We start from the raw sequence: 13,386 nt of genomic DNA on the forward strand, positions 1-13,386 counted from the left end.
AAACGAGTTGATTCAACTACTTGCGCTCACCGCAGGTAGTTTTTTATAGCCCCCTACATTCCCCTTAGCGCAGCGTGTCCGCAGGACATATTGCTTTGAGTCAGTGAACTACCCAGGCTATTACTTGAGACACCAAAATGGTCGAGTCAGAATAGATAGGTATGAGGACAGCAGTTGACTTTTGGCGGATGCAACCCTTTGTCTGAGACCAGGACTTGCTAACTCAGATGACTTTTCGTTTGAGTCCTACAATGATTGTGGTTGCTTTATTCGACACTGAAATGGACACCTGTACATCGAGCAAGATCGAGGAGATTTGTTCAACAAAGATGCCACGTTTAAACTACGCTCGGCTTTGTGGAATTGATTTCTCCAAAGTACTTCACTTGATTGACGCTTGCTGAAGGTAGTGATAGGATTTCGCCATTCGACGGAGTGAGGTTCTGATCTACTCTCAGTAGATCGCAAGATTCCGCCCGCGAATGAATTGCGGGCTACTAGAGCAGGGCACTGAAGTGCGCTGGATAAATGGGGCAGTTGAGCCAAAAGCGAGTCGGAGCGTCTCTATCGTCTTGACATCAAATCCTTTGAACCTGGGAGCAGCCTGAATGGGCTTTGCTTCATCAGTGCGCTGAAATTGCCCTACTCTACTAGCTCGCAATTTATTCGCGGAGGATCTGTGAGTAAAACCAGTTTGCAATCTATTGAGTCTTTCTGCAAAGCGGATATAAACTTAATGTCTCCCTTAATCACTATTGTTACAACGGTCTATAACCGAGAACGATATCTTGATCAGGCCATCGAAAGCGTCTTGACTCAAACCTACGATAACTTGGAGCTATTGATTTGGGATGATGGGTCTACGGATCGTTCAATCGAGATTGCACATTACTATGCCAAGCAGGATAACCGAGTGCGGGTAATCGCCGCAGACCATCGCGGACAAGGACGGGCGCTGCGAGCCGCGTTTGCTCAGGCTGCTGGTGAATACATTGGGCAAGTAGACAGCGATGATGTACTAGCATCCACAGCACTTGAGGCAACAGCCGCCGTTTTAGACGCTCAGCCGTCTATTGGTTTGGTATACACAGACTATATGGTGATTGATGAAAAAGGCTGGATTCAAGGCCAAGGCGAGCGGTGTAAAATTCCTTACTCGCAAGAGCGGCTTTTAATTGATTTTATGATCTTCCATTTTCGCTTGATGCGGCGATCGATTTATAACCATGTCGGAGGCATTGATCCAGGGTTTGAATATGCTGAAGATTACGAACTTTGCTTACGCTTATCTGAAGTGACAGAAATTTACCAAATCAAACAACCGCTTTACTACTACAGAGTTCATCAACAGAGTCTTTCCTGCCATCGACGAATCGAGCAAATTCTCCAGTCTCACAAAGCGATCTCTCAAGCCCTCGAACGGCGCGGTCTAGCCGACCAATTTGAAAGCCATGTCGAGATTAGCGCCACATTCTCGATTCGGGCTAAGAGCTAGTAACTTTCCAGTAACTTTTCAGTAACTTTTTCATTCACTTTTTCAGTTATATCATTTCCCCTTAATCGTGCTACAGATTACACCGTCCAACGAGTTGCGGTATGCAGCTTCCATCATTCAAAATACTGCTCCGCAGAAGCAAGCTACAAAACTCAAAACTCAAAACTTAAAACTAAGAATTGGTATTACCAGGGGCTACCAATCATCGTAAATGCCGACCAATAGAAAGGATCCGCTAAATTAGGGCTACCGATTTGATCCTCCAGCCCTTTTAGAGGAATCATCGTTCCATCCGACAGGCGCAAAAAGCCATCCCCGTTTTGGTCATAATCAAACTGGACTTCGCCATTGATCATTGCGAGTTGAGCTTGTCGCAGCGCTTCCGCTTTGATTGGGGCTTGGCGGAGCTGCCGATACAGTTCAACCATCAGGGGCAAGGTTCCTTCCTGGCTAACGGTCCAGAGGCTGGCAATCGCTGACGTAACACCTGTGCGATAGGCTAACCCGGCAAATCCTAGTTCGGCTTCCGGATCGCCTAAGGCCGTGCGGCAGGCGCTTAGAACTAAAAGCTGGATGGGCGGATTATTCCAGCCGAGGGCGCGAATATCGTCGGAGTTGAAGTAGAGTTTGCTGTTTTGCAGTTGGATGTAGGAGCGAGAGGGATCACCCGGTTCAAAATCGGCATGGGTGGCGAGATGAACGATGCCAAAGGGCTGCTGCTGCCGTTCGTTTTTTAGCGTCTCATAGGTGAAGTCGGGGTTGAGGAAACCCTCGCCTTGCCAGAGGTTGAGAATCGAAGAAACCTGGGTTTCGACGGTGGGCAGATCGAGCTGTCCCTGCTCGGCGGGGAAAGTCGAGGCTCCCATTGCCAGCACTTCTGAATTTCTCAAGTTTTGATAGCGAGTGTCGGTGAGGCTGAGGCTGGGAGTCAAGCCAACGCTGTAGCGCTCGACTAAGAAATGATCCTGGTTGTCTGGGCCTTGATAGATCAGAGCAGCTAGCGGCACTGAGCGCAGTCCTTCGTCGAGGATAAATACCAAATTGCCAATTTCTTGTGCCTGGAGCTGGCTTTCGAGTGGTTGAATCAGCCATTCGTAGAGCTGGCGGGCGTTGTCACGATAGTCTTCAGTTCTGGTTCTGGGATCGGTAGCCACCTGTTCGCTGAACTGTTTGGCGAGGGCTTGCACCTGCTGACGGCTAGCGTTGATTCGCTGACGCAGCGGGACGGCATCGGCGGTAACGAGGATCAGTTCGAGCTGATCGTCGGGTTGAGGGGGTAATGAGAGATTGGCTTCTGAATATTGCTCGGTGCTGATAGAGGCAGGCACAAAATTGGCGTAGATTACGGCTGGACGAATGCCGGTGGCGCTGGCGATGTTGGTGAGAATGGCACAGGTATCGACCAGATCGCGGTCGGGTTTGGAGTCGGTGTCGAGATATTCCTGAAACTCGCGGGCGTAGTCGTCTTCGAGCTGGAAGATATTGGGATCGGTTGAAGCGCAAGGAAGCTGGGCACGCAGATTAGGCGGAGGCAGGGTTGACGGATATTTTTCTGGCGGTTCGGGAAGTTCTGTCTCTGGCGGTGGCGGTGGCGGCTGTACATCCAGGTTCAGCGTTATCGGCGCTGAGAATGAGACATTATCACTGGCTCTGAGACTAAAGGCGTCAATCGAACCGGTTGCATTGGGAGGAGGCTCATAGGTTAAACGCTCGTTTAAGGACACGGTCGATCCAGCGTTCAGCACAGAACCATCTGCTCTTCTCAATGTGCCACCCTGTCGAATCGAGGCAATTTCTACGGAGGTTACATCATCATTGGCATCGCTCACTCTAATATTCAAATCCGACACTCTGAACGTAATCGATTGATTTACGCCAGTTTCACCCAAGCGAGTGTTTGCACGTAACCTAGGAGCTTGATTGACGAAGGTGATTTGAATATTATCGACCGTCGAAACATTGTTATCAGGAATTTGCGGCACTGTTCTGGGATCGGGAATTGTACCTGTGGAGAGGGTGGTTGTGCCAGTGCTGATTGCGCCTACGGTACCATTGCTGCTAGGACCGCCGATCACAAAGCGCACGTTGGTCGTACCGCCGCTATGACTCAGCTCAATTGCACCCCCTTGACTGATACCGCTGCTGAGAATGGTCGTCGCAGGCGTTGTGTCTGCTAGCGTTCCTTGACCATTGATCAATCCTCCAGCCGTGATTGCCACTCTGCCGCCGCTGCCTGTAGCAGTTGCTGTTCCACCAGGAGCAAGATTTTGTGAGCGAGTGTCGATTGTATTGAAGCGAATATCCCTGTTTGATTGCAAAATCACTGAGCCACCCGTAGCTTGAATTCTGGTGTCAGGAGGCACACCATCGTCACCATCATCGTCACCATCGGGCGGATTCACCGTTGCCGAGGCAGTGATTGCTCCAACCGCAATTCCGTTTGGTGCTCGCAACGTGACCGCACCGGCATCAGCCACAACCGGATCAGTGGCAGAAGTGTTGATATTCCCTGTACTGATGGTGTTGCCAGCGGTTAAGCTGACTGAACCTGCAATCGAGTCGAATAGAATAACACCGCCGCCGCCCGTACCACCCGTACCACCCGTTCCTCCAGCTCCGCCTGTACCTCCTCCTTCGAGAGGAAAAGCCTCAAATGGATCGACAACTGCTGAAGTATTGATTGAATCAGAGATAATATTTCTGCCAGCATTCAGGTTGACTGCACCGCCTCTCGCTCCTACCGTGATGCCGCTAGCAAAATTAGAGCCAAAATTTCCAGCCGATGCGTCAATATCATCAATATTGATATCAAGGCCGGCATTAAGAGAGACCGTTCCTCCAATGGCATCGCCAACTGGAAAATCAGGATTACCATCAGGTGCATCAACAAAGGCAGATGTGTTAATTAAATCGATATTGGTGATAGAACCACCTGCTCGCAAAACAACTGCTCCACCTCTGCCAGTTGTGGCATTCGCGACCGACACATCAATATCGCTTCCATTCGTTGTAATGTTACCAGCGGCATTTAGGTTGACACTTCCACTATTTCCACTGACATTGCCAGTGCCACCAGCACCACCTGCGCCACCAGCACCACCAGCACCACCAGTACCCGTTTCGCCTGGATCTCCCGCTTCACCATTATCTCCTGCATTACTTCCAGCCCCACCAGTCGCATCAATTTCACGGGTTGATATATCACCAGACGTTGCTGTTAAAGTGACTTGGCTACCTGTGCCGCCTGTGCCGCCTGTGCCGCCTGTGCCACCACGTCCACCTGTGCCACCTCGACTAGCCGTAGCACCAGCACCGCCACGTCCACCGTTACCACCAGTACCGCCATTGCCGCTATTTCCACCAGTAGTCGTAATAGCTCCTGTCGTTATAGAAGATGCGGTTGCGCTGACCTGATTGGCATTACCACCTGTGCCGCCTTGCCCACCTATGCCACCAGCTCCGCCTGTGCCAGTAGTAGAGATACCTCCACTACCATCACCGCCCCCTCCGCCTGCGCCACCAATCCCACCAAACGTAGAGATATTTCCAGTATTAATAGCTCCCAATGTTGCCGTCAACGTGACTTGCCCACCCGTTCCACCTGTCCCGCCAGCTCCACCAACGCCACCTGTCCTGCCAGCTCCACCTACACTGCCATCACTGCCATAGCCTTGTCCACCAGTTCCGCCAATACCACCAGCTCCACCAGCAGTCGAGATGTTTGCAGTCGAGATATTGCCTGTTGTTGACAGCATGACTTGCCCACCCGCTCCGCCATCTCCGCCAATCTCACCAGTTCCACCGATCCCACCTGGCAAGCTAACTCCTTCAATGCCTCTTCCACCAATCCCACCTATCCCGCCAGCAGTCGAGATATTTTCTGTCCTGATATCACCGGATGCCGACAACATCACTTGTCCGCCCGTGCCGCCACTTCCGCCAGCTCCATTAACGAACCCATTACTGCCAGATCCACCAGTACCACCAGTAGTGACAATGTCTCCTGTTGTAATTTCACCTGAAGTTGCTGTTAATGAGACTAAGCCTCCGTTGCCTCCAGCACCAGCAGTGGGAGTCGGGCTGGGTGTCGCTATAATAACACCGCCGTTACCACCAGAAGCGGTAATATTTCCGGCCACAATATTTCCTGAAGTTGCTTCTAAAATCACCTGTCCGCCATTACCTCCTGGAGTGCCCGGATCTGCGGCAGTTGTGACAGCAGTATTAATATTTCCTACAGTTATACTTGCGGCTCGAATCGTCAGGTTTCTGCCCGCAGCAATGATTGACTGCGTTCGCTGCATCGAGAAACTGCCGCTACCATTTTGATCAGCATCGGCGGTGAATGTAACGGTTCCAGCTCCAGGTTGAAGCGTCAGCGCATTATCAGCCAGTGAACTGACCGTGATATTATTCGATGCTTCTAGCAGGATATTGGCGCTACCGGGCAGTGCTTCCAGTCGGGCTTCAGAAATGGTAAATGTGCCGCTGCCGTCGGTTGCAAAAATCGTTCCCTCTGGATTACCCACACTTGGTACATTGGGATCGAGCTGCTCATTTGCACCACCACTACCATTCACGATCACAATATCTTCTGGATCAAGCAATAGCGTTCCGAACGCGCCATTTGGGGCACTCAAATCAGCAACGCCATCAAACGTCAGATTCTTCTTTCCAGAGACTTCAGCAAAACCGCCGTTACCGAGCCGAAACCCACCGCGAGCGCTGATGTTGCCATAAAACTCGGTGGAGCCATCGGCCCAAATGATTACCCGTCCACCATTGCCGCTGTTGGTTGCATCTGCATTGACGTTGGAATCCCGACTAACAAAGGTTTGAGTTGCATTCGGAACTGTGCCATTTCCCTGATAATCACCGCCCACTCTCACCGTTCCGCCACCATTCACACCTGCTGCATTCACCTGAGCATTTACTAATCCGACGCGATTACCAAATACACCAACCTCACCGCCTGTTTGCCCCGACACATTCAAAGTCCCAGCCGCAATTGCCGTACCCGGATCAGCCGGAGCATTCATACCTGAATCGGTCAGGCGAATCGTGCCATCGGGGTTTGCCGTCGCGCCCAGATCAAGACCTTCTGTACCCATCGTCAACAAAATTGGCAGCGCTGCGACTGGAAGCGTCCAGGCATTCGGTTGGCTGCTGCTCAACATCGTCGGGTCAATTTCCAGACTCAACAACTGTCCCGGTATGCTGAGGCGAACGAAACGACTTCCTGGTACCGCCGTTACTAAAATCTGTCCCTCTGGAGCTGTGAGGCTACCTGTATTGATGACTGTTCCACCTAATAGATTCAGGCTCTCACCCGTACCCACAGCCAAATCACCGGCATTTAGGATTGCTCCCGGTTGCCCTAGCGTAAAGCCAAACCCACTCGGCTCACCGACTAAATCTGCATAGTTGCTGCTGCCCAGAGCGCTGAACCATTCCGAGCCAAATTGGATGCCGTTCGCCGTCGTAGCGGTAAAGCTAGCAGGCACATCCAACCGCGAATTCGGGCCAAACACAATTCCGGCTGGATTCATTAAATATAAATTCGAGTTACCACCCGTCACCCGAATCAAGCCGTTGATCACCGAAACATCACCACCCACTACACGACCGAGAATGTTGCGAATATCTGGGCGAGACAGAAAGTTAGCAATCTGTTCGCGGCTCAGCCCAAACTGCTCAAAGCTGTGAAACAAATTGGCGTTATCTCTGGAACGAGTGCCGCCACTGATGTCAATTCGGTTGCCCTGCCGGTTTACAACAGTGCCAGTGCCATCACGGGCTGGGGTAATGCGCTGGGCCTCTGCTGCTCCAGCCCATAGAAGAATTAACAGAAGTAGTGAAAGTGACCATTGCAGCCGCCTCAGCAAACCCAGGCCCGTCTCCATCACGACCTCCGGCAGAGATTGAGTATTTCTAGCAGTTTATGAACTGCAACTGAGTCAGGCTTCAGTTAATCACAAAATGTTGTAGTTCTACATTACTGTTTATATTTAGATATGCAAGTTAACGCTATTCTCACTTCAGCCGCTGCTCCAGACCATGCCAAACTTGCACGATATATACAGTGTCGTCTAAAACCTCAAAGTAGATTAAATACCCGCGTTTACCCCAATTTACTTTTAGCTTTCTACGATTTGGATTTGCTCTAAGCTGAGGGCAACGCAATGGATTCGTGATAAGCTGTTCGCTGCCTCAAAGATCGCCTGAGCAGCCCTTGCAGCCGCATCCGGATTCTTAAGTGCTAGAAAATCGTAAACCCGATTGAGATCATCTAATGCTTCTGGTAGCCAAACTACTTGGGGCATGGTAATGGATTGTCTGTTCCAAGGCTATAGACCCATTCTGCTACAACCTGATGTGGAATCACTCGCCCCGTCTGCTTAAACTTCTGCCAACGACGGCGATTTTCTGCTTCTATCTGCTCCTCTTGATCTGGATCAACCCCATCGGTCAACTGTAGCAGTGCTGCTGTGATTACCTCCTCCGGACTGTTGTAAGCTCCAGAAGCAATCTGCTGTTCGACAATCGTAGCTAACTCAGAAGACAGAGAGATTTGCATTGCTATTTCTGGCTGTGATGGACTAAGACCATATGATCGTTATGATAACGCAGCCTGCAAAAAAATCGTGCTGTGCCGATCAGCTAAAATATCAGCAAATTCAGGAGACGAACGATGATCCAAATCCTTTTGCCTGAGTTAGCTCCAGGCACGGTACTGCGGTTCCCCTGCTCTTATTCTGAATATGAGCGCATTGCAGCTCAGCGAGGCGATAGCAGCATTCCTCGCATCAAATACCGCAATGGAGAGATCTTGATTATGGTGCCGTTACCTGAGCATGGTAAAACTGGCGATGTCCTACCAGATATTGTTAAAACGCTACTTGATCAGCAAGATCGACTCTATGATTCCTATACTCCCATTACTATAACGCTGCCTCAGTTAGGAGGAATTGAGCCAGATCATTGCTTTTACATTACCAATTGGAAAGCCGTGCAAGGCAAGAAACGCATCAACTGGCAAATTGATCCACCTCCTGATCTTGTCATTGAAATCGATGTGACTAACTTCAGTGCTGTAGACGATTACGCACCCTATAAAGTACCAGAAGTTTGGATGTTTAAGGAGCAGTTACGCATTTATCAACTAATGGAAGGAGCCTATGTGGAAACCTCGGAGAGCCGCTACTTCCCAGGTTATGACCTCCAATCCATTGTTGCGGAAGTTCTCAAAACTGCCTATGAGCAGAATACCAGCGTCGCGATTCGGCAGTTGCGAGCTACATTGCGGCCTTCATCATGAACAGCTCACCGTAACCTAGAAAAGTAAGCCAAGCACAGAATTTATGACGACTGTAGTTGCTGCCTCGATTAGCCAAATTGAACTCGCGCCCGGTAGCGCCATTTCGATAGAACAGGCACCGATCTAACCGTGGTTCGAGCCGTTCGGCAATTTTGCCGCGAATTAGCTACATAAGGGCGATTCAGCGAATCGGTTTACTCGCCACATCACCAAGCTGAATTTGATTCAACAGGTCAGTCCAAGCCGAAGCCGTAGCTGCATCATTTGGTTGTGCTCGCTGCTGCTCAGCTAGTACAGTTAATGCATCCAGCCAGAGACCAGAATTGCGATAAACTGTTGCCCGCTCTTGGGGAGTAGTTGCTGCTTGCAAGGCGGTCTCCAACGCAGGGCTAAGAGCAATTCGAGTAACGGCACCTTCTACCGTCAATTTCATCTCACCGCACGTTACAGTAAACGTCCAAAGATATTCTTGATTTTCAGATAATGTAACACTTGAAGGTAAAGGTATACCAATTACACCGGGCAGCATAGCTGTTTCAGTTGGAGTAAATTGGTAGATGAGGCTGCCAGTTGCATCTTTTAATAAAAACTGCATAGACTGGGAATCGCTGAGTGAATAAGGCACATACACCCAAAACATCGGCTGAGAAGCAACCGTCAATCCCTCACCAGAGAATCTCGGTACAATCGAGGTCAGCAATTCATTTGTCTGTCCGCCTAATTCGCAGCTTCCATGACCGGCTCCTCCTCTGCGGGCCACGGGTCGTCCGCGTCCCGTTTGAGCCATTAGCAGCGGCGCACTCACTTCAGGTACATGAATCGAAGTAGATTCTGACACTGGGGTTAACGCTGAGTCATTGATAGGATAATTAGCAGGTGTAAACCCCATCAACCCAGTTGATAATCCGGTGGTGGTTAAAATCAGTATCCAAGCGTAATCCAAACCAATTCGGTTCATGATAGGACTCCAGAAAAAACAAGATTAATCAAACGCTACTGTTGCTTAGCTTGAACTCTGGTATAGATCACCAGTATTCCTGCTGCCGTTACAATCGAAAACGCAGGCGGCACTAACGGTACCCATCCCGCTTGCAGAATCAGCCCATAGCAGCACCCAAACAAAACCAAAACGGCACAACCTGCCGCTAACCAGATCGCTGCTTCCGACCGCCAATGATAGGCAATCACGCTACCCAACAACGCCCATACCCAGATCCAAACAATTTCACCCCACTCTGGTAACCACCAGATCAGCGGTCGTTTATCCTGCACCGTGCTCAAAATCTGGCTAACCATGTGAGCCTGCACCAACACCCCTGCCATTTGCTCAGACAGGTTTTTGCTATAGGGTGTTTGGTGAAAATCTTTATAGCTAGAGTCTGTTGTTCCAATCAGAATAATTCGGCCCTGCACCAAATCCGGCGTCAGCTGATTGCGGTTCAAAACATCATCCAGCGTTAACTGTTCGGCAATTTGTTTGGAGGCGCGGTAATTGAGCAGAACCTGATAGCCACCATTCGACATTCCTTGATAGCCGCCGGCATTCGACTCCATGGCCGGGAAGGTTGTCGGACCAATCCGGACATCGGTTGGATTCCACTGAATTTGCAGATTCGGGTCGTGCTGCTGCAAGTATGCGGTAGCGAGCAAAAAACTAAACGAAAGTTGGCTTTGGCAGGCCGACTTTTCCGGTGGAGCCTGTCCCAGCAGATGCCGACGAATACTGCCATCCAGATCGACTGGAAAATCACTAAAACCAACACGCTGCTGAAGTTGAGCCGTAGGAATATTCGGTGGCGGCGGAATACCCGGTTCGGCATCGGTGGCTCCGGCATAGCAAACGGCAATCAGGTGCGGTTGGTTTTCGCTGAGTTGTTCCGCTAAACGTCGATATTGGGGTTCTATCGCAAAATCGCGATAGATATCTAAGCCAATCACAGCTGGCTGATAGGGTTCTAGTTTATCGAGCAGTTGAGCCAAACTTTTGTTCGAGAGCGAAGAGCCTTGGCGCTCGGTCTGAGCCTGCACATCGGCCTGCGTCACCGTAATTACCAGCAAACGGGGATCGGGAGGTTCGGTTTGGGGACGCCAGCGGAGCAACTGGTCATACATCGCCAATTCCAAGGACTGGAATCCGCCAATCTGCCTGACACCCAACACGACTGCCAAGACAACGATACTGGTTAACAATACGGTCTGGAACCAGTCTTTCGTGAAGCGTTTCTTGGTCTCTTCAACGCCATCGCGGAGTTGTTTCCACGAGAGCGGAGTTTCGGCTGGGTTTTGGCAAATCACCGGCAGCCAAGAAGCACCCGGAAAGTCATTTTCTAAACCCTGAAGTTTTTCCCTGGCTTCGCGCACCGAACGGTAGAACGATTTTCCGCCTGAGAAGGCTGTCAGCAAATATTTCAAAAACTCTTGAGCAACCTGATCGGGAACTGGCTCTCGCATCACCACAAGTTGGGGGATATTCAAGTCTGCCATTGCTTTTGCTAGACCCAAACCATCGCAGGAGTTGAAAATCGCGAACTTCAACCCTCGATCAATCGCAGCTTTGAGGGCATGTTTTAACTGTTCGATCGTCAGACGCTCAGTTCGGTTAATGGCAATCTCACCGGTAGCTCTTCCCATCAAGCTAGAGCTATGTCCGGCAAAAAACAAAATGTCCCAACCTCGCTCATCCCAAAGCTGGTGATTCAACTGTTGCCGAGACGCTTCTACCAGAAAAACCACCTCTGCGCCAGGAAGTTGCGCCAGAAACTCCCGGTCCTTTTGAATGTCAATACCTTCGCTATTGCCCAGAACAGCAAGTATTTTGACTTTTGGGGCGAGCCTTTGAGTAGTTTGATCGACTCGCTTATGGTCGGGAACCGCCAGCGAAATTTCGGCCTGCGGATAATCCTCGAGAAAATTCCAAAGGTGCCAGGGAAACTGCCGCAGTTGCAGATCGTCAGTTTCAATCACAACCCGCAAATCCATTGCCGGCACAAGCACTGTTCGCAGTTGCCGCTCAATTTTACCGAACGAACTTGCACCCAGCCAACAATTTAGCTCGCGCTTGAGCTGTTGAGAGATCCCATGAAAATCAGCTTCGGAAACATTCGTAACACCCATTTCATCTAGCTCAATGCCTCGCATCCCTAAATTGAGCCGCCCTAAGCGGCGATGCAACGCCTGATACAGCAATTGCCACTGCTGATACAAATCTGGTATCTCTGGAGCTGGAGGTAGACTACCCGTAAATTGAGTTGGGGCATGAGTTGGAGCAGTGGTTCCAGATTCCCATACCTGAGCGGTGACGCTGGGAAAACCCTGCTGCCAGCTTCCTCTACCTAGATTGAGAATGACTAACTGACTCATTGCTGCTTCTCCGGCCCGCTTCAGAATCACACGATAAATGCTTCAACAAAGCTGTCATCATTTAAGGAAATTTGCAAACTAAAACGGGTGCTAGATGTGCATCTAAATTGAAGCTGAATATAGATATCCTGCTCACGAGCCTGAACTAACTGCAGCACATCGCCGGTTTCTGAGCACAATCTCAAAATTAAATTGGACGGAACAAAATTGCTGGTTTGGCTGGAATAAATTTGAACTAATACCCGAAGTCGTTCATCCGCCTCTGCTTTCAGCCCCACCACGAGCAGAACTGGTGGAATATCTGTCTCAGTTGTCCAGTTAATCTGTTTGATTCGGGTAACTTCAGATTCACCCACTTCTACGGTATCTCTGAAATTCCAAGCCAGGGAAGTTGAGTCAAATCGGGTTTCCAACGACTGCCAGCCTGCCACAATGTTCTCTAACTGATTTTCCAACCATTGACGCAGTAATATCGGGGCCATTGCTTGCCGCTGCTGACAGAGCTGTGATCGCCAAGTCGCTTGTTGCAACAGAGCGCCCCACATCGCAAAGGGAACCGCTAATCTAGGAAACGTGATTGAAGGGTTACCCAGCCGCTGCATCAGCTGTTCGGCTTGGGCAGCAGGCAGCTCAGATAAAGGCACAATTTCTACCTTGGCCGGTGACTCAGAACATAGGTCATAGCTGACCCAGAGGGAATTCATATCCTGGATTAGGGATTGTTTATCCAGATAATACATGCGTTGGCCCAAATCATAGTTACCCTGGGTTTTTAAATTGTGATGCGTTGTATATCCCCAAACTCTCAGCCAGTTTCGCTCCAACTTCTGGCCTAACTTGACCTGAACCGCAACATAGTACTCAACAGTCCAACTTGGGATATCAACCCATTCTTGAGGCACTTCTAATTCAGCATCATCAATAGTTTCTCCTGGCAGTAGAACCATCCGAGTAGAGCGATCCAGCCGGATTACAATTCCATTTACTAATTCCCATAGAGCAGGCAAATCAACCTGAAATTCTAATTGGGCCATTGGGGCAATCTCGGACTGGAGCCACGGCAAAAAGGTGTTGAGGCAGAGCTGATGCAGATAGGCGATCCAACGCCGGTTGGGAGTACCACTAATCTGGCTTTGCTGCCAAGCATCTGCTTGCACGTCCGGTGGAATTTCTAACCACCATTCCGTTGAGTCAGCAAACGTGAACGTCATTT

The 13,386-nt window shown here is 50.0% G+C and carries 8 protein-coding genes and 2 pseudogenes; 4 read left to right on the plus strand and 6 right to left on the minus strand.

Features of this window, described 5'->3' with window-relative positions:
- Positions 1 to 94: 94 nt before the first annotated feature.
- From HJG54_RS35640 to HJG54_RS30560, 3 genes and pseudogenes are all read left to right on the plus strand, one after another.
- Positions 95 to 178, plus strand: a pseudogene (locus HJG54_RS35640) (AbfB domain-containing protein); the annotation flags it as partial.
- Between the two features lie 3 nt (positions 179 to 181).
- The gene (locus tag HJG54_RS35645) at positions 182 to 280 is read left to right on the plus strand and encodes an AbfB domain-containing protein (protein WP_420717431.1); all 99 of its coding nucleotides are present in this window, start codon (positions 182 to 184) and stop codon (positions 278 to 280) included.
- Positions 281 to 736: 456 nt separating this feature from the next.
- Entirely contained in the window at positions 737 to 1,495 is a 759-nt protein-coding gene (locus tag HJG54_RS30560; protein WP_316436888.1) for a glycosyltransferase, read from the plus strand.
- A gap of 185 nt (positions 1,496 to 1,680) precedes the next feature.
- On the opposite strand, the gene HJG54_RS30565 is transcribed toward HJG54_RS30560, so the two are convergent.
- The 3 genes and pseudogenes from HJG54_RS30565 to HJG54_RS30575 form a co-directional block, all read right to left on the minus strand.
- Positions 1,681 to 7,398 carry a CHAT domain-containing protein gene (locus HJG54_RS30565; RefSeq protein ID WP_316436889.1) on the minus strand — a complete coding sequence of 1,906 codons (5,718 nt, stop codon included), beginning with the start codon at positions 7,396 to 7,398 and terminating at the stop codon, positions 1,681 to 1,683.
- 130 nt (positions 7,399 to 7,528) lie between these two features.
- Positions 7,529 to 7,818: pseudogene (locus tag HJG54_RS35650) on the minus strand (type II toxin-antitoxin system RelE/ParE family toxin).
- Positions 7,806 to 8,072 (minus strand): ribbon-helix-helix domain-containing protein, encoded by a 267-nt coding sequence (locus HJG54_RS30575; RefSeq protein WP_316436891.1) that lies wholly within the window; start codon positions 8,070 to 8,072, stop codon positions 7,806 to 7,808. Before HJG54_RS30575 ends, HJG54_RS35650 begins: the two are co-directional and overlap by 13 nt.
- A 114-nt stretch (positions 8,073 to 8,186) precedes the next feature.
- Between HJG54_RS30575 and HJG54_RS30580 the strand changes: the two genes are divergently transcribed.
- A complete protein-coding gene (locus HJG54_RS30580; RefSeq protein ID WP_316436892.1) occupies positions 8,187 to 8,813 on the plus strand; it encodes a Uma2 family endonuclease in 627 nt (208 codons plus the stop codon).
- A gap of 181 nt (positions 8,814 to 8,994) precedes the next feature.
- Here HJG54_RS30580 and HJG54_RS30585 read toward each other — a convergent pair whose 3' ends face one another.
- From HJG54_RS30585 to HJG54_RS30595, 3 genes are read right to left on the minus strand one after another with little or no spacing between them, the layout of a single operon-like run.
- Positions 8,995 to 9,771 carry a DUF928 domain-containing protein gene (locus HJG54_RS30585; protein ID WP_316436893.1) on the minus strand — a complete coding sequence of 259 codons (777 nt, stop codon included), beginning with the start codon at positions 9,769 to 9,771 and terminating at the stop codon, positions 8,995 to 8,997.
- Between the two features lie 35 nt (positions 9,772 to 9,806).
- Positions 9,807 to 12,173 carry a CHASE2 domain-containing protein gene (locus HJG54_RS30590; RefSeq protein ID WP_316436894.1) on the minus strand — a complete coding sequence of 789 codons (2,367 nt, stop codon included), beginning with the start codon at positions 12,171 to 12,173 and terminating at the stop codon, positions 9,807 to 9,809.
- A 26-nt stretch (positions 12,174 to 12,199) separates the two neighbouring features.
- Positions 12,200 to 13,384, minus strand: coding sequence for a DUF1822 family protein (locus HJG54_RS30595; protein WP_316436896.1), 1,185 nt, complete (start codon positions 13,382 to 13,384; stop codon positions 12,200 to 12,202).
- Positions 13,385 to 13,386: the final 2 nt, after the last annotated feature.

The sequence above is a fragment of the Leptolyngbya sp. NK1-12 genome (assembly GCF_032598965.1).
Taxonomy (GTDB): Bacteria; Cyanobacteriota; Cyanobacteriia; order Elainellales; family Elainellaceae; genus Elainella.

Coding starts and splice junctions, on each gene's coding strand:
- HJG54_RS30560 (WP_316436888.1), top strand. CDS start 737: ATGTCTCCCTTAATCACTATTGTTACAACGGTCTATAACCGAGAACGA.
- HJG54_RS30565 (WP_316436889.1), bottom strand. CDS start 7,398: ATGGAGACGGGCCTGGGTTTGCTGAGGCGGCTGCAATGGTCACTTTCA.
- HJG54_RS30575 (WP_316436891.1), bottom strand. CDS start 8,072: ATGCAAATCTCTCTGTCTTCTGAGTTAGCTACGATTGTCGAACAGCAG.
- HJG54_RS30580 (WP_316436892.1), top strand. CDS start 8,187: ATGATCCAAATCCTTTTGCCTGAGTTAGCTCCAGGCACGGTACTGCGG.
- HJG54_RS30585 (WP_316436893.1), bottom strand. CDS start 9,771: ATGAACCGAATTGGTTTGGATTACGCTTGGATACTGATTTTAACCACC.
- HJG54_RS30590 (WP_316436894.1), bottom strand. CDS start 12,173: ATGAGTCAGTTAGTCATTCTCAATCTAGGTAGAGGAAGCTGGCAGCAG.
- HJG54_RS30595 (WP_316436896.1), bottom strand. CDS start 13,384: ATGACGTTCACGTTTGCTGACTCAACGGAATGGTGGTTAGAAATTCCA.